Source organism: Streptomyces sp. NPDC034049 (assembly GCF_055575575.1).
In genome coordinates this window covers 307,577-324,104 of the sequence record NZ_JBVISJ010000007.1, presented here as the reverse complement: position 1 = coordinate 324,104, position 16,528 = coordinate 307,577, and the positions used below count along the sequence as shown (strand labels likewise).

The 16,528-nt window shown below is 70.5% G+C and carries 12 protein-coding genes; 6 read left to right on the top strand and 6 right to left on the bottom strand.

What is annotated here, in order from left to right:
- Positions 1 to 3 precede the first annotated feature (3 nt).
- The 3 genes from ACZ52C_RS22370 to ACZ52C_RS22360 are packed head-to-tail and all read right to left on the bottom strand — an operon-like array spanning position 4 to position 3,145.
- On the bottom strand, positions 4 to 861 hold the full coding sequence (locus ACZ52C_RS22370) for a carbohydrate ABC transporter permease (protein WP_469076380.1): 858 nt from the start codon (positions 859 to 861) through the stop codon (positions 4 to 6).
- Complete coding sequence (locus ACZ52C_RS22365) at positions 858 to 1,829, bottom strand: carbohydrate ABC transporter permease (RefSeq protein WP_469076379.1); 972 nt, start codon at positions 1,827 to 1,829, stop codon at positions 858 to 860. The genes ACZ52C_RS22370 and ACZ52C_RS22365 overlap by 4 nt, the downstream gene beginning before the upstream one ends.
- Complete coding sequence (locus tag ACZ52C_RS22360; protein WP_469076378.1) at positions 1,829 to 3,145, bottom strand: ABC transporter substrate-binding protein; 1,317 nt, start codon at positions 3,143 to 3,145, stop codon at positions 1,829 to 1,831. Before ACZ52C_RS22360 ends, ACZ52C_RS22365 begins: the two co-directional genes overlap by 1 nt.
- Before the next feature lie 172 nt (positions 3,146 to 3,317).
- Between ACZ52C_RS22360 and ACZ52C_RS22355 the strand changes: the two genes are divergently transcribed.
- The 4 genes from ACZ52C_RS22355 to ACZ52C_RS22340 all read left to right on the top strand — a co-directional run bounded on the left by ACZ52C_RS22355 (position 3,318) and on the right by ACZ52C_RS22340 (position 10,374).
- The gene (locus tag ACZ52C_RS22355; RefSeq protein ID WP_469076377.1) at positions 3,318 to 5,714 is read left to right on the top strand and encodes a glycoside hydrolase family 2 protein; all 2,397 of its coding nucleotides are present in this window, start codon (positions 3,318 to 3,320) and stop codon (positions 5,712 to 5,714) included.
- Positions 5,715 to 5,788: 74 nt separating this feature from the next.
- On the top strand, positions 5,789 to 6,796 hold the full coding sequence (locus ACZ52C_RS22350; protein WP_469076376.1) for a LacI family DNA-binding transcriptional regulator: 1,008 nt from the start codon (positions 5,789 to 5,791) through the stop codon (positions 6,794 to 6,796).
- Positions 6,797 to 7,021: 225 nt separating this feature from the next.
- Positions 7,022 to 8,248, top strand: coding sequence for a thiolase family protein (locus tag ACZ52C_RS22345; protein WP_469076375.1), 1,227 nt, complete (start codon positions 7,022 to 7,024; stop codon positions 8,246 to 8,248).
- Entirely contained in the window at positions 8,245 to 10,374 is a 2,130-nt protein-coding gene (locus tag ACZ52C_RS22340; RefSeq protein WP_469076374.1) for a 3-hydroxyacyl-CoA dehydrogenase NAD-binding domain-containing protein, read from the top strand. Before ACZ52C_RS22345 ends, ACZ52C_RS22340 begins: the two co-directional genes overlap by 4 nt.
- A 174-nt stretch (positions 10,375 to 10,548) precedes the next feature.
- On the opposite strand, the gene ACZ52C_RS22335 is transcribed toward ACZ52C_RS22340, so the two are convergent.
- Positions 10,549 to 11,670 (bottom strand): PLL family lectin, encoded by a 1,122-nt coding sequence (locus tag ACZ52C_RS22335; RefSeq protein WP_469076373.1) that lies wholly within the window; start codon positions 11,668 to 11,670, stop codon positions 10,549 to 10,551.
- Positions 11,671 to 11,814: 144 nt separating this feature from the next.
- Between ACZ52C_RS22335 and ACZ52C_RS22330 the strand changes: the two genes are divergently transcribed.
- Positions 11,815 to 12,189: an NYN domain-containing protein gene (locus ACZ52C_RS22330; RefSeq protein WP_469076372.1), complete on the top strand. Its 375-nt coding sequence runs from the start codon at positions 11,815 to 11,817 to the stop codon at positions 12,187 to 12,189.
- A gap of 113 nt (positions 12,190 to 12,302) precedes the next feature.
- A complete protein-coding gene (locus ACZ52C_RS22325; RefSeq protein ID WP_469076371.1) occupies positions 12,303 to 12,464 on the top strand; it encodes a hypothetical protein in 162 nt (53 codons plus the stop codon).
- A gap of 224 nt (positions 12,465 to 12,688) precedes the next feature.
- On the opposite strand, the gene ACZ52C_RS22320 is transcribed toward ACZ52C_RS22325, so the two are convergent.
- Together ACZ52C_RS22320 and dxs are read right to left on the bottom strand one after the other, a co-directional pair.
- Positions 12,689 to 14,209 carry an amino acid permease gene (locus tag ACZ52C_RS22320; RefSeq protein WP_469076370.1) on the bottom strand — a complete coding sequence of 507 codons (1,521 nt, stop codon included), beginning with the start codon at positions 14,207 to 14,209 and terminating at the stop codon, positions 12,689 to 12,691.
- Positions 14,210 to 14,391: 182 nt separating this feature from the next.
- Positions 14,392 to 16,311: a 1-deoxy-D-xylulose-5-phosphate synthase gene (gene dxs, locus ACZ52C_RS22315; RefSeq protein ID WP_469076369.1), complete on the bottom strand. Its 1,920-nt coding sequence runs from the start codon at positions 16,309 to 16,311 to the stop codon at positions 14,392 to 14,394.
- Between the last annotated feature and the right edge of the window lie 217 nt (positions 16,312 to 16,528).

The window sequence follows — 16,528 nt, the reverse complement described above, 5'->3', positions numbered from 1 at the left end:
TGGCTACTTCGTCGCCCCCCTCATGAAGCCGTTGTAGATGAACCTCTGGAGCAGCAGGAAGGCGATCAGGGTCGGCAGGATCACCAGGACCGCTCCTGCCGAGATCGTCTCCCAGTGCGCTCCGAAGGGGCCCTTGAAGCGGAAGAGGGACGTGGAGATGACGCCGCGGTCGTCCGAGGGCAGGTACAGGAAGGGGATGTAGAAGTCGTTGTAGACGGTGATCCCCTTGACGATGACGACCGTGGCGATCGCCGGTCTGAGCAGCGGGAAGATGATCTTTCGGTAGATCGTGAAGGCGTTGGCGCCGTCCAGGCGGGCGGCCTCGTCGAGGGAGACCGGGATCGACCGCACGAACTGCAGGAAGATGTAGATCGAGACGATGTCTGTGCCCATGTAGAGGGCGATCGGCGCCCAGAGGGTGTCGAACATGCCGAAGCTGTCGACGATCTGGAAGGTCGCGACCTGGGTGGTGACGCCGGGGACCAGGGTGGCGACGAGGAAGAGGGCGACCACCGGTCTGCGGAAGCGGAAGGTGAAGCGGTCGATCGCGTAGGCCGCCATCGAGCCGATGAGGACCGTGCCGGTGATGGCGAAGAAGAGGATGAAGGCCGTGTTGCCGAAGGCGGCGAGCATCTCGCCGTCGCGGAAGGCCGTGACGTAGTTCTCCAGGTTCAGGACGTTGTCCGGCAGGGTGAGGGCGCCGCTGTCGTCGGCCATCTCCCGTTCGGTCTTGAGCGAGGTCAGCAGGACCACGAGCAGGGGCAGCAGGACCACGACCGACGCGCCGACCAGGGACAGATAGGTGAGCGTGCGGGCGACTCGCCTGCGGGTCACCGGGGTTGGGGTCGTCAGCGTCGTCATACGAGGTCCACCCTCTCGTCCGGGACCAGTCGGCGTTGCAGCCAGGTCACCGCCAGGATGATCAGCAGCAGGACGACCGCGGCGGCGGACGCGAGGCCCGTCTTGTTGAACTGGAAGGCGAGCTTCACGGTCTGGATCACGAAGGTCTCGGTACCGGTGGCGCCGCCGGTCATGATGTACGGGATCTCGAAGACCGAGAGCGAGCCGGAGATCGAGAGGATCACGCTCAGGCTCAGCACCGGGCGGATGCCGGGCGCGATGATGTACCGGAACTGGTGCCAGCGGTTGGCGCCGTCGATCTCGGCCGCCTCGTACAGCTCCCCCGGGATCGACTGGATCGCGCCGAGGAAGAGCACGAAGTTCAGCCCCATGTAGCGCCAGATCGAGACCCCGGCGAGCGAGACGTTCGCGGAGGTCTCCGTGCCGAGCCAGGCGCGGTCGGACTCGTGGCCGAAGAGGGCGAGGACCGAGTCGAGGGTGCCGCCGTCCTGGAAGAAGTAGAGGAAGACGAAGCCGATCGCGACGCCGTTGATCAGGTACGGAAAGAAGAGGATGCCCTTGAAGACGTTCCGGAAGCGGAGGTTGAAGCTGAGGATCGTCGCGAAGTAGAGGGCGGCCACGATCTGCACGGCGGACGCGGCCAGGTAGTAGCCGCTGACGAAGAAGACCCGGAACAGCTCGGGGCGGGTGAAGATCTCGACGTAGTTGTCGGTGCCGGTGTAGTTCAGCTCGGGACTGACGCCGTCCCAGTCGGTGAAGCTGTACGCCAGCATGTTGGCGACCGGTGCGTAGGTGAAGGTGATCAGCAGGGCCAGCGGGACGGCCAGGAAGAGCCAGGGGGTGAGCGTGCGCCACAGACGCACCCCGCGAGGGGCGCGCCGTGGCGTGGGGGGCCGGGGCGCGGCCTTCGAGGGCCGCGCCACCTTCTCCGTCGCGTGCGAGGGGGATGTCGTACGCGCCTGGGGCATCAGGACCCCACGGTCTTCGCTGCCTCGGTCCAGCGCTTGCCGAGGTCGTCGAGGAAGGCGTCGATGTCGCCGTCCTTGGCGCCCCGGGCGATGTCGACCAGTTCCTGGCGGTAGGCGGGGCCGTAGATGCCGACCTCGGAGGCGTTGTCGATCTCCTTGACCGTGCCGCCGGCGGTGTCGTCGAGTTCGATCAACTCGACGCCCTTCTCCTCGTAGGGCTTGAGCACCTCGGGCAGCGGGGCGTCCTTCAGGGTCGAGATGGAGAGGTTGTCGGCCGCGTAGCCAGACTTGTCGGTGAACCAGTCGATCCAGGCGCGGGCCGCCGCCTTGTGCTTCGAGTGGATGCTGACGGCCTGGTTGTAGTCGGGGCTGGCAGTCGCGCAGGCTTTGCCGTCGACCCGGGCGGGGAAGGGCATGAACCCGATGTCGTCGGGGTCGGCGCCGGCCTTCTCGGCGGCCTGCCGGAACTGGATGACCGCCCAGCTGCCGAGCCAGGCCGTGGCGATCTCCCCCTTGGCCAACTGGGGTTTGGAGTTCTCCCAGTTGGTGGTCGCCGGGTCCTTCTCGATCAGGCCTTGGTCCACGATGTCGTACAACAGACGGTCGCCCACACGCAGTTCGCCGTCCTCACCCCAGGGGTTGCCCTCGGCGAGGCGAGTGGTGGCCTCGGTGTCGCAGCTGACCGAGCCGTTGATGTACGTCCACTGGGTCAGCGGCCACTGGGCCGCGAAGTTGGTGTAGTACGGGACGGCGTCGGTCTTGGACTTGATGGCCTTCAGCGCGGTGAGGAACTCCGCCGGGGTGGTGGGCCAGTCGGTGACGCCGGCCTCGGCCCAGATCCGCTTGTTGTAGAGGAAGCCGGGGGCCGCGCCCATCGGGCTCTGGCCGTAGACCTTGCCGTCGACGGCGGTGAAGTCGGTGAAGCGGTACTTCTCGCTCAGCTCCTTCTGGGTGCCGAGCGAGGCGAAGAACTTGGGGTAGTCGTTCTTCTTGATGACGGCCGGGATCATGAGCACGTCGCCGTAGTTGTCCGTGTTCATCCGGATCTTGACTTCGGCCTCGTAGTCGGTGATCGCGTCGAACTTGACCTTCACCTTCGGATAGGTCTTGTTGAAGGCGTCGGCGTACTTCTGCATCGTGCCGTCCTGCACGATGTCCGTCCGGTGGGTGAGGACCGTGATGGATCCGGACACCTGCGCCGGGTCGTCGGCCGCCTCGGCGTCGGCGCCCTTGGAGCTTCCTCCGCCGCCGGTGCAGCCCGACGCGAGAAGCGCGGCCGCCAGCAGTGTTCCGGTGAGCGTCTTCCGGTGGTTCATGTGCACCAGCTCCGTTCGGGACGGACGAGCACGGGTGGGATGGATGGGTGGATGGCTGGTTCGGCACTCTGGCAGCCGTTCACTGAACCGGTAAAGTCCCTATTTCGCCAAGGCTGGCGAAAGCTTTCGCGATCGTGTCGGCTCGCTGACTGGACCGGTTTAGGGAGTGCGCATGCTGGACGCCACACCGCTCACCGAGGGCTGGATCCTCCGGCACGAGCGGGGACCGCTCGCCGCCGTGGTGCCCGGGTGCGTGCACACCGATCTGCTGGCGGCCGGGCTGATCCCGGACCCCTTCCTCGGGCGGAACGAGGCCGAGGTGGCGTGGGTGGGGCGCCGTGAGTGGACGTACGAGGTCGAGCTGCCCGGGGGCGGCGCGGCCGGCGGGCACGACCAGACCGACCTGGTCTTCGACGGGCTCGACACCGCCGCCGAGATCCGGCTCGACGGCCGGCTCCTCGGCTCGGTACGGAACATGCACCGCTCGTACCGCTTCGACATCACCGGGACGAGCGGACTGCTCTCGGTGCGTTTCGCCTCCGCGTACACCGAGGCCGAGGCGGTGCGCGAACGGCTCGGCGACCGGCCCAACGCCTATCCCGAACCGTTCCAGTTCATCAGGAAGATGGCCTGCTCCTTCGGCTGGGACTGGGGGCCGACCCTCGTGACCGCCGGGATCTGGCGGCCCGTCCGGCTGGAGCGGTGGTCCACTGCCCGGATCGCCCGCGTACGGCCGCTGGTGACCGTCGACGGCACGACCGGGCACGTGGAGCTGCTCGTCGACGTGGAGCGGGCGGCCGTCGAGGCGGGGCTGCGGCTGGAGGCTCGGGTGGGCGGGGTCACCGCGGCCGCGGAGGTCGAGGGGACGAGCGGCACCGTACGGCTGGAGGTGCCGGGCGTGGAGCTGTGGTGGCCGCGCGGGTACGGTGAACAGCCTTTGTACGAGGTGGAGTTGACGCTGTATGCCGAGGGTGACGCGCTCGACGTGTGGCGGCGACGGGTCGGGTTCCGCACCGTGGAGCTGGACCGGGGCGCCGACGAGCACGGGACCGGGTTCACCCTCGTCGTCAACGGGGAGCGGCTGTTCGCGCGCGGGGTGAACTGGATCCCGGACGACGTCTTCCCCTCCCGCGTCACGCGCGAGCGGTACCGGGAGCGGCTGCGGCAGGCGGCCGGGGCCGGTGTCGACCTCGTGCGGATCTGGGGCGGCGGGATCTACGAGAGCGAGGACTTCTACGACGTCTGCGACGAGACGGGGCTGCTGGTCTGGCAGGACTTCCCGTTCGCGTGCGCGGCGTACCCGGAGGAGCAGCCGCTGCGGGGCGAGGTGGAGGCCGAGGCGCGGGAGAACGTCGTACGGCTGATGCCCCATCCGTCGCTGGTGCTGTGGAACGGCAACAACGAGAACCTGTGGGGGTTCCGGGACTGGGGCTGGGAGGAGCGGCTCGCCGGGGAGTCGTGGGGCGAGGGGTACTACCTGGGGCTGCTGCCGCGGGTGGTCGCGGAGCTGGACCCGACCCGGCCGTACACGGCGGGCAGTCCGTGGTCGGGCTCGTGGGACCGGCATCCGAACGACCCGGCGCACGGCACGCACCACTCCTGGGAAGTATGGAACCGGGAGGACTACGCGGAGTACCGGGCGGCCGTGCCGCGGTTCGTGGCCGAGTTCGGCTGGCAGGCGCCGCCCGCGTACGCGACGCTGCGGCGGGCGCTGCCCGGTGAGGAACTCACGCCCGACTCCCCCGGCATGCTGCACCACCAGAAGGCCGAGGACGGCAACGGGAAGCTGGAGCGGGGTCTCGCGCGCCATTTCGTGGTGCCGGAGGGGGACTTCGACCGCTGGCACTATCTGACGCAGGTCAACCAGGCGCGGGCGATCGCCGCCGGGATCGAGCACTGGCGGTCCCACTGGCCGGTGTGCGCGGGCACGGTCGTGTGGCAGCTCAACGACTGCTGGCCGGTGACCTCGTGGGCGGCGGTCGACGGGGACGGCCGGGAGAAGCCGCTGTACCACGAGCTGCGCCGGCTGTACGCGGACCGGCTGCTGACGCTGCAAGTCCGGGGCGAGGGGCTGGTGTTGGCCGTCGTGAACCAGGCGGGTGAGCCCTGGGTCCCGGGTGGGCTGCGGTTGCGGCGGATGTCCGTGGAGGGGAGCGTCGTCGCCGAGGTGGCGGTGGAGGTGTCCGCGGCCGCGCGTACGGTGGCCGAGGTACGGGTGCCGCGCGAGGTGGAGCCCGTGGGGGCGAAGGAGTTCCTGGTGGCCGACGGGCATGACGGCACGGGGCCGCTGCGGGCGGTGCACTTCCCGGTGCCGGACCGTGAAGTGCCGTATCCGGCGCCGGAGTTCGACGTCGAGGTCGGGCCGGGTGCGGTGACGGTGACGGCCCGGACGCTGGTGCGGGACCTGCTGCTCCAGGCGGACCGGCTGGGGCCGGCGGCGCGGGCCGACACCGGGCTGGTCACCTTGTTGCCGGGTGAGCGGGTGACCATCGGGGTGCGCGGGCTGGCGGCCGTGCCGGACGCGGCGGACGTGCGCCGGGCCCTGTACTGCGTGGAGCCCGCCCGGTGAGCGCCTCGCCGACTCCGCCACCACCTCCGTCGCCGGGCCCGGGTCCGTCGTCGGGTCCGCGCCCGGCCTCGCGCGTGACCATCAAGGACGTCGCCGCGCTCGCCGGGGTGTCCAAGGGGGCGGTGTCGCTCGCGTTCAACCGGAAGCCGGGGCTGGCCGACGCCACGCGGGACCGGATCTTCGCGGCGGCCCGGCAGCTCGGGTGGGCGCCGAACCTGGCGGCGCGGTCGTTGTCGAGCCAGCGGGTCGACGTGGTGGGGCTGGCGGTCTGCCGGCCCGCCCGGCAGCTGGGGCTCGAACCGTTCTACATGGAGTTCATCTCCGGCGTGGAGAGCGTGCTGACCGAGCGGTCCTGCTCGCTGCTGCTGCGGCTGGTGCGGAATCTGGAGGAGGAGGTGGGGCTCCAGGACGCGTGGTGGCGGGGGCGGCAGGTCAGTGGGTCGATCCTCGTCGACTTCCGCGCGGACGATCCGAGAGTGGCCGCGGTGGAGCGGCTGGGGGTGCCGGTGGTGGCCGTCGGGCATCCGTCGCTGACCGGCGGGCTCACCTCCGTGTGGACGGACGACGCGACCGCCGTGACGGAGGCGGTGCGGTATCTGGCGGCGCTGGGGCACCGGCGGATCGCGCGGGTGGGTGGCGCTGCCGCGCTGGGTCACACGGCCATTCGTACGGCGGCGTTCGATCAGGTGGCGCGGGAGTTGCGGCTGGCCGGTGCGTTGCAGGTGGCGACCGATTTCTCGGGCGAGGCGGGGGCGCGGGCGACACGGTCGCTGCTGACCGGGGCGCGGGGTGATCGTCCTACGGCGATCGTCTACGACAACGACATCATGGCGGTGGCGGGGTTGTCGGTGGCGGCGGAGATGGGGGTGCGGGTGCCGGAGGAGGTGTCGTTGCTGGCGTGGGACGACTCGCAGTTGTGCCGGCTGACGCGGCCGACCCTGTCCGCGATGAGTCATGACGTGTACGGGTTCGGGGCGGAGGTGGGGCGAACCCTGTTCGAGGTGATTGGTGGGGGTGGGGCTTCGCATCCGGTGGCTACGCCTGTGCTGGTTCCCAGAGGGTCCACTGCGACTGCCCCTTGAGCGCCGTACGAGGCTGCCGGGTGCGTGGTGGCTGGTCGCGCAGTTCCCCGCGCCCCTAGGATGGCTACTGTAACCGTCGGTAACATGCAGAACCCGTGTGACGTTCGCCGCTCCCTCGCCCAGGGGTGGGCAGCGCTGTTACCCGCAAGTAGCATGGGCCTGAGCGCGCGCTCAGCGGTTGCGCGTCGCAGCAGTGCCGTCCCGCACCTCTGGAGGAGAGCCATCGTGCCTCGTACCGTCAAGGAAGTCGTCTTCGTCGACGGCGTCCGCACCCCGTTCGGCAAGGCGGGCCCGAAGGGCATCTACCACGAGACCCGCGCCGACGACCTCGTCGTGAAGGCGATCCGGGAGCTGCTGCGCCGCAACCCCGGTCTGGAGCCCGCGAAGATCGACGAGGTCGCCATCGCCGCGACCACGCAGATCGGTGACCAGGGCCTCACCATCGGCCGTACGGCGGGCATCCTCGCCGGTCTGCCGCAGTCGGTGCCCGGTTACTCCATCGACCGGATGTGCGCCGGCGCCCTGACCGCCGTCACCTCGGTCGCCGGTTCGGTCGCCTTCGGTGCCTACGACATCGCCATCGCCGGTGGTGTCGAGCACATGGGCCGCCACCCGATGGGTGAGGGCGTCGACCCGAACCCGCGCTTCGTCAGCGAGAAGCTGGTCGACGAGTCCGCCCTGTTCATGGGCATGACCGCCGAGAACCTGCACGACCGCTACCCGACGATCACCAAGCAGCGCGCCGACGAGTACGCCGTGCGCTCCCAGGAGAAGGCCGCCAAGGCGTACGCCAACGGCAAGATCCAGGCCGACCTGGTACCGATCTCGGTGCGCCGCACCAACCCGGAGGCCGGTGAGACGGGCTGGGGCCTGGTCACCGCCGACGAGCCGATGCGGCCGGGCACGACCATCGAGAACCTGACGGGTCTGAAGACCCCCTTCCGCGTGCACGGCCGGGTCACCGCCGGTAACGCGGCCGGTCTCAACGACGGCGCCACCGCCTCGCTCATCGCGTCCGAGGACTTCGCCCGCGAGAACGACCTCCCGGTGAAGATGCGCCTCGTGTCGTACTCCTTCGCGGGTGTGGAGCCGGAGGTCATGGGCTACGGCCCGATCCCGGCCACCGAGAAGGCGCTCGCCCAGGCGGGCCTGTCGATCTCCGACATCGGCCTGTTCGAGATCAACGAGGCCTTCGCCGTGCAGGTGCTCGCCTTCCTTGAGCACTACGGCATCGCCGACGACGACGCGCGCGTCAACCAGTACGGCGGCGCCATCGCCTTCGGTCACCCGCTGGCCTCCTCGGGTGTGCGTCTGATGACGCAGCTCGCCCGCCAGTTCGAGGAGCAGCCGGAGGTCCGCTACGGCCTCACCACCATGTGCGTCGGCTTCGGCATGGGCGCCACCGTCATCTGGGAGAACCCGCACCACAAGGACGCCGGAGGCGACAAGTGAGCACCACCGCTGAGCTTCTCAAGGGCGCGGCCGAGCTGTTCCCCGACGAGGTCGTGACGTCCGCGCACGTACGCCACCTCGACCTGCCGTTCGGTGCCGGGCGCTTCGCGCTCATCACGCTGGACAACGGCTTCGACCACACCAAGCCGACCACCTTCGGCCCGGCGTCGCTGGCGAACCTGAACACCGCCATCGACCAGGTCGAGAAGGAGGCCGCGGCCGGCGAGATCGTCGGCGTCGGCATCACCGGCAAGCCGTTCATCTTCGCGGTCGGCGCCGACCTCAAGGGTGTCGAGCTGCTGAAGAAGCACGAGGACGCGCTCGCCATCGGCAAGGGCGGCCACGAGGTCTTCAAGCGCCTCGCCGGCATCGCGGTGCCGACCTTCGCGTACTACAACGGTGCCGCCATGGGCGGTGGCGTCGAGGTCGGTCTGCACTGCACCTACCGCACGGTCTCCGCGGCCCTGCCCGCCTTCTCGCTCCCCGAGGTCTTCCTCGGTCTGGTCCCCGGCTGGGGCGGCTGCACGATCCTGCCGAACCTGATCGGCGCCGACAAGGCCGTCTCGGTGATCATCGAGAACAGCCTCAACCAGAACAAGCAGCTCAAGGGCGCCCAGGTCTACGAACTGGGCATCGCCGACGCGCTGTTCGAGGGCGCGGACTTCCTGGAGCAGTCCCTGCTGTGGACAGCGTCCGTCCTCAAGGGCGAGATCGTCATCGAGCGTCCGGCCATCGACCGCGGTGAGGCCTGGGACCAGGCCGTCGCGCGCGGCCGGTTCATCGCCGACTCCAAGGTGCACGGCGCGGCCCCGGCCGCCTACCGCGCCCTGGACATCATCGCCGCCGCCAAGAACGGCGACCTCCAGCAGGGCTACGACGCCGAGGACAAGGCGCTCGCCGACCTGATCATGGGTGGCGAGCTGCGCGCCGGCATCTACGCCTTCAACCTGGTGCAGAAGCGCGGCAAGCGCCCCGCCGGCGCTCCGGACAAGAACCTGGCCCGTCCGGTCACCAAGGTCGGTGTCGTCGGCGCCGGTCTGATGGCCTCCCAGCTCGCGCTGCTCTTCCTGCGTCGCCTGGAGGTGCCGGTCGTGCTGACCGACATCGACCAGGAGCGCGTCGACAAGGGTGTGGGCTACGTCCACGCCGAGATCGAGAAGCTGCTCGGCAAGGGCCGTATCAACCAGGACAAGGCCAACCGCCTCAAGGCCCTGGTCACCGGTGTGCTGGACAAGGCCGAGGGCTTCGCGGACGCGGACTTCATCATCGAGGCCGTGTTCGAGGAGATCGGTGTCAAGCAGCAGGTGTTCGCGGAGGTCGAGGCCGTCGCCCCGGCGCACGCGATCCTGGCGACGAACACCTCCTCCCTCTCGGTGACCGAGATGGCGTCGAAGCTCAAGAACCCCGAGCGGGTCGTCGGCTTCCACTTCTTCAACCCGGTCGCGATCCTGCCGCTGCTGGAGATCGTCCGGGGCGAGGCCACCGACGACGCCTCCCTCGCCACGGCCTTCGCCGTCGCCAAGAAGCTGAAGAAGACCGCGGTGCTCGTGAAGGACGCCCCGGCGTTCGTCGTGAACCGCATCCTGACCCGCTTCATGGGCGAGATCCAGAACGTCATCGACGAGGGCACGCCGGTCGAGGTCGCGGAGAAGGCGGTGGAGCCCCTGGGCCTGCCGATGTCTCCCCTCGTCCTGCTGGAGCTGGTCGGTCCCGCGATCGGTCTGCACGTCTCGGAGACCCTCAACCGGGCCTTCCCGGACCGCTTCACCGTCTCCGAGAACCTCGCCGCGGTCGTCAAGGCCGGCAAGCGCGGCTTCTACGTCTACGACTCCGGCAAGCCGGAGCTGGACCCCGAGGTCGCCGCGCTCCTCAAGCAGGGCGACTCCGTCCTGTCCGAGGAGCAGGTGCGGGCCCGGGTGCTCGACGCCGTCGCCCAGGAGATCGGGCTCATGCTCGACGAGGGTGTCGTCGCCGAGGCCCAGGACATCGACCTCTGCCTGATCACCGGCGCCGGCTGGCCCTTCCACCTGGGCGGCATCACGCCGTACCTGGACCGCGAGGGCGTCAGCGAGCGCGTCAACGGCAAGAAGTTCCTGGAGACCGGGGTGGCCTCGGTCCCCGCGTGACCGAGTGCACCACATGAGGGCCTCCGCCTGCGGGCGGGGGCCCTCATGGCGTGGTCGGTCGGGGGGCGGACGGCCGCGCCCCCTCAGGGGAGCGGGGAACTGCGCGAGCAACCCCACACACCCCGCACGGCCCGCATCACCTGCCCCGGCGGACGCGTAGCCGCACACGCACCGTCAGACGGCGACCGACGGCGCCAACGCCAAGCCCGCCTCGTCGTTCTGCCGGGCTATGCGCAACGCGCCCCCCGCGTCGATCACCCCGAGCACCACCCGCCCGTACGCGTCCCGGGCCAGCGCCGGCGCCCCCACACCGCGCTCACGGGTCGGCGACCACCACACCCCGGCCTGCTCGTTCTCCGTGCCGCAGGCCGCCAGCACGACCTGTCCCCCGACGTCGCGATGGGCCAGCACCGTGCAGTCGTACCCGTCGAGCGGCACCCGCAGCACGGCCACCGGGCCCTCCGCCGGAGTCCCGCCGAGCGGGATCACGGGGCCGTCCGGCCGGTGGGCGACGACGCCACCGGTCGCCGGGTCGGTCCAGTAGTACGTCGCCCGGTCCGGCGCGGTCTCCAGACCCACCACGCTGCCACGGGCCACCGACAGCGGAACGGTCGGCGCCTGGGCGAAGGCCCCGTCGGGCTTCTCCTGCGTCCAGCGCATGACGAGGTCCTGACCGCCGGCCAGCGCCTCGACGTGCCCGGAAGCGAAGGCGACCACGGCCACCGGGTCCTGCACCAGGCGGCCCTTGAGGTCGGTCCACGCGCTCCACTTGCCGCCCGCCAGCTCCCGGCGCAGCATGACGCCGCCCCCCGCGTTGCGCGCGAGGACATGGACGTTGCCGCCTGCGCTCACCGCGCCGGTGGGCGTCCCGAAGCGCGCCGCCTTGGCCGCGTCCTTGTGCGGATTGCCCAGCGAACGCCACTCGGTGACCGGTCGGCCGGTCTGGTACTGGATGGCGTGCACGACGTCCACGGCGGGCGGGCCGTCACCCTCGGCGACCTCACGGCGGCCGAGGAAGTGCACATAGGTGTCCGCGCCCTGCACGACATGGAGGTCGGTCAGCCCCGCCACGGGGAAGAGGTCGGGACCGGTCCACTCGGCGCCCCCGGGCCGCGTCTGCGTCCAGCGCAGCAGCCCCGCACGCGCGCGGGCGTACGCGGTGAGCCTGCCGTCCTTGCCGAGGACGAGCCAGGAACCGGCGAGCGTGGTCTCGGCCCTGTGCCGCCCGCTCCCGCCGTTCGCCGAGGTGTCGGCCGCCGTCCCCTGGGCGGCGGCGCGCCCGGATCTGGTCCGCATGACGTGACCCGCCCTTTCCGATGACGCTCGGCGCGGCTCCCCGGCCGCCCTCTCGCACAGGACACGGAAGGCCGAGCGGCCCCCATCATAAGATGAACGTTTCACCCGCCCGGCGTGACCGCCCGGCGTGCGACCCTGTCCCCCATGGACGCCCCGCTGCTCGTGATCGTCGACGCCGCCAACGTCATCGGCTCCGTCCCCGACGGCTGGTGGCGCGACCGGCGCGGCGCGGCGGAGCGCCTGCGCGACCGCCTGGCCCGCGACGGGGTCCCCGGCCGCGACGAGCCCGTCGAGCTGGTGATGGTCGTGGAGGGCGCGGCCCGCGGGGTGGAGCCAGTGCCGGGTGTACGGGTCGAGGCGGCACCCCGCAGCGGTGACGACCGCATCGTGGAACTCGTCGCCGAGGAGGGCGCCGACCGCCCCTGTCTCGTGGTCACCGCCGACCGCGAACTGCGCCGCAGGGTGGCCGAGTTGGGCGCCGAGGTGACCGGACCACGGACGGTGCGCGGCAGTTCGTGAACTGCCGCGCACCGGCCGGCGGCCGGCCTCGACCGTGCTGGCGCGCGGCCCCGCGAGGCAGCAGCAGGGCGAGCGCGAACGGCACGAGGAGGAGGGCGGTCATCCACCAGAACGTGGCGGTGAACGCGGATCCGTCGAACTCCTCGCCCGACTCCGACAGCAGTTGCAGACTCACCGCGGCCATGGCCCCGCCCAACGCGCCCCCGACGCGCTGCGCGACGGCGCTGATCGTGGTGATGTGCGGGATCGCCTCGCGCGGCAGATCGCTCTTGTAGAGGGCGGCCGCCAACGGGATGGAGAGGGAGGCGAGCCCCGCGCAGCACCAGCGCCGCGCCGAGCAGCAGATCGTCGGGGCGCGTGCCGGAGAGGGCGAAGGGAAGGGTGCCCACGATGGTGAGCACCAGATTCCACAGCCCCATCGGCCGGGCGGCCGACACAGGGAAGTCTCGAACCTCAACTGGTCTTGAGGTCAAGTGCCCCGACTCGCTCCCCCTCCGGGTCAGCGGGTGCCGCGTCCCGGCCCGCCGGTCTCGGCCGTCGGCGTCTCCTTGTGGCGGGCGAGCCGGCTGTGGGTGCGGCCGTAGACGAGGTAGACGACGATGCCGAGGACCATCCAGACGGCGAAGCGGAGCCAGGTCTCGGTGGGCAGGTTGAGCATCAGCCACAGCGAGGCGCACACCGACAGGATCGGGACGACCGGCACCCAGGGGGTGCGGAACGACCGGTGCAGGTCGGGGCGGGTCCGGCGCAGGATGACGACACCGATCGCGACGACCACGAACGCGAACAGGGTGCCGATGTTCACCAGCTCGGCCAGCTCGCTCAGCGGGGTGAAGCCCGCGACGATCGCGATGACCACCCCGAGCAGGATGGTCGGCCGGTGCGGGGTCTTGAACCGGGGGTGGACGTGGGAGAAGAAGCGCGGCAGCAGTCCGTCGCGGCTCATCGCGAAGAAGACCCGGGTCTGGCCGAGCAGCAGGATCATGCACACGGTCGTCAGACCGACGGCGGCGCCGAAGCTGATGAAGCCCGCGAACCACGGATGCCCGGTGGCCTTGAAGGCGTCGGCGAGCGGCGCGGTCACCGACAGCTCGGTGTAGTGCTGCATGCCGGTGACGACGATCGAGACCGCCACGTACAGCGTGGTGCAGATCAGGAGGGAGCCGAGGATGCCCCGGGGCATGTCGCGCTGCGGGTTCCGCGTCTCCTCGGCGGCCGTGGCGACGACGTCGAAGCCGATGAACGCGAAGAAGACGACGGAGGCGGCCGTGAAGATGCCCATCACGCCGAAGTTGGCGGGCGCCCAGCCGAACATCAGCTGGATCAGCGGGGACTGGAGACTGTCGCCCGCCGGGACCTCCTGCGCCTTCGGGATGAACGGGTCGTAGTTGTCGGAGGTGACGAAGAAGGCGCCCGCGATGATCACGGTGAGGACGACCGTCACCTTGATGGCGACGACGACCGAGGTGACCCGCGCGGAGAGCTTGGTGCCGGCCACGAGGATCGCGGTGAGGATCAGGACGAGCGCGGCGGCGAGGATGTCGAAGCCGAAGCCGTCGGCCCCGTCCCGCGTGCCGAGCGCGGCCGGCAGGTCCCAGCCCGCGTTGTCCATCAGCGAGTGGATGTAGCCGGACCAGCCGACGGCCACCACCGCCGTGCCCAGCGCGAACTCCAGCACCAGGTCCCAGCCGATGATCCAGGCGGGCAGCTCCCCGAGGGAGGCGTAACTGAAGGTGTACGCGGATCCGGCGACCGGGACCGTGGAGGCGAACTCCGCGTAGCAGAGGGCGGCGAGCGCGCAGACGACACCGGCCACGACGAAGGCGAGGGCGACGGCGGGACCGGCGTTGTTCTTGGCCACCGTGCCGGTGAGGACGAAGATGCCGGTGCCGATGATGACACCGACGCCGAAGACCGTCAGATCCAGCGCGGACAGGGATTTCTTGAGGGCGTGCTCTGGCTCCTCGGTGTCGAGGATGGACTGCTCGACCTTCTTGGTCCGGAAGAGTGTGCTGCTCACGGGCGTACCTCCCACGCTGGGCGTCCTCGACATGATGGGGAGGGGGCGATGGGGGTCCCCTCGGTCGAGCGAAGCCGAGACTGGGGGTGCGTTTGCCCGGACGGGAGCGGTTTCACGCGAACGGGCCGGTATCACCACCGTAAAGAATGGCGACACCGGCCCGAACGGACCAAAGGGGTACGTCAGTCGCGCGCCGGCTCCGCCTCGGCGGGCGCTCCGTCGAGGCGGCCGTCGAGCTTGGAGACCAGCCCGGTGACCTGGCGGGCGATGTCGGGCGCGGTGAGCCCGATCTCGGCCAGGACCTCGGCGCGGGTGGCGTGGTCGAGGAAGCGCGGCGGGATGCCGAAGTCGCGCAGCGGGAGGTCCACGCCGGCGTCCCGCAGGGCCTGGGCGACGGCCGAGCCGACGCCGCCGACACGGGAGTTGTCCTCGACGGTGACGACCACGCGGTGCTTGTCCGCGAGGGGCGCCATGTGCTCGTCGACCGGCTTGACCCAGCGCGGGTCGACGACGGTCGTGGTGATGCCCTGCTTGTCGAGCAGGTCGGCGATCTCCAGGCACATCGGCGCGAGGGCGCCGACGGAGACGAGGAGCACATCGGGGGTGTCGGTGCCGGGCTCGCGCAGCACGTCCATGCCGCCGACGCGGCGCAGGGCGGGCACGGCGGGGCCGACGGCGCCCTTGGAGAAGCGCACCACGGTCGGCGCGTCGGTGACCTCGACGGCCTCGCGGAGCTGGGCGCGGACCTGGTCGGCGTCGCGCGGCGCGGCGAGCCGGAGGCCCGGGACGACCTGGAGGATCGACATGTCCCACATGCCGTTGTGCGAGGCGCCGTCGGTGCCGGTGACACCGGCCCGGTCCAGGACGAACGTCACACCGCACTTGTGCAGGGCGACATCCATCAGGACCTGGTCGAAGGCCCGGTTGAGGAAGGTGGCGTACACCGCGAAGACGGGGTGCAGACCCCCGGTGGCCAGGCCCGCCGCCGAGACCGCGCCGTGCTGCTCGGCGATGCCGACGTCGTACACGCGCTCGGGGAAGGCCTTGGCGAACTTGTCGAGGCCGACCGGCTGGAGCATGGCCGCCGTGATGGCGACGATGTCCTCGCGCTCCTTGCCGAGCTTCACCATCTCCTCGCCGAAGACCGAGGTCCAGTCGGCGCCGGAGGAGGCGATGGGCAGCCCCGTGTCCGGGTGGATCTTGCCGACGGCGTGGAAGCGGTCGGCCTCGTCCTGGAGGGCGGGCTGGTAGCCGCGGCCCTTCTCGGTGAGGCAGTGCACGATGACCGGGCCGCCGAACCGCTTGGCGCGGGACAGCGCGGACTCCAGGGCCTCGATGTCGTGGCCGTCGATCGGGCCGACGTACTTCAGGCCGAGGTCCTCGAACATGCCCTGCGGGGCGATGAAGTCCTTCAGCCCCTTCTTGGCGCCGTGCAGCGTCTCGTAGAGCGGCCGGCCGACGACCGGGGTGCGCTCCAACAGGTCCTTGCCGCGGGCGAGGAAGCGCTCGTAGCCGTCAGTGGTCCGCAGGGTGGCCAGGTGGTTGGCGAGGCCGCCGATGGTCGGCGCGTACGAGCGCTCGTTGTCGTTGACGACGATGACCAGGGGGCGGTCCTTGGCGTCGGCGATGTTGTTGAGCGCCTCCCAGGCCATACCGCCGGTCAGCGCGCCGTCGCCGATGACCGCGACCACGTGGTCGTCGCGTTTCAGCACCTGGTTGGCCTTCGCGAGGCCGTCGGCCCAGCCCAGGACGGTGGAGGCGTGGCTGTTCTCGATGACGTCGTGCTCGGACTCTCCCTGCGAGGGGTAGCCGGAGAGGCCGCCCTTCATCTTCAGCCGGGAGAAGTCCTGGCGGCCGGTCAGCAGCTTGTGGACGTAGGACTGGTGGCCCGTGTCCCACAGCACCTTGTCCTTGGGCGAGTCGAAGACCCGGTGCAGTGCGATGGTGAGCTCGACCACTCCGAGGTTCGGGCCGAGGTGACCGCCGGTCTTCGACACCGCCTCCACGAGGAAGGTCCGGATCTCCTCCGCCAGCTGGTCCAACTCCTCCAGGCTGAGCCGGTCCAGATCGCGCGGTCCCCTGATGCGGGTCAGCAGCGGCACCCGTGCCTCCTTGCGATAGTGCTGTTCGAGCGTTACCGGGCTCGACGAAGTCTAATCTTCCGCGCACCGGGCCGACCGCCGGGCGGTCGGGTCCCGTGTCACGCAAACGGCCGTAAACCATCCTGCGCAGACGTACCCGTACGAAACGTCCGACAACAAGCGGAAGTGCCCGGCGCCTTATGGCACCGGGCACATGAGCGCCCTGAAGGGGCGCGAG

Coding starts and splice junctions, on each gene's coding strand:
- ACZ52C_RS22370 (WP_469076380.1), bottom strand. CDS start 861: ATGACGACGCTGACGACCCCAACCCCGGTGACCCGCAGGCGAGTCGCC.
- ACZ52C_RS22365 (WP_469076379.1), bottom strand. CDS start 1,829: ATGCCCCAGGCGCGTACGACATCCCCCTCGCACGCGACGGAGAAGGTG.
- ACZ52C_RS22360 (WP_469076378.1), bottom strand. CDS start 3,145: ATGAACCACCGGAAGACGCTCACCGGAACACTGCTGGCGGCCGCGCTT.
- ACZ52C_RS22355 (WP_469076377.1), top strand. CDS start 3,318: ATGCTGGACGCCACACCGCTCACCGAGGGCTGGATCCTCCGGCACGAG.
- ACZ52C_RS22335 (WP_469076373.1), bottom strand. CDS start 11,670: ATGCGGACCAGATCCGGGCGCGCCGCCGCCCAGGGGACGGCGGCCGAC.
- ACZ52C_RS22330 (WP_469076372.1), top strand. CDS start 11,815: ATGGACGCCCCGCTGCTCGTGATCGTCGACGCCGCCAACGTCATCGGC.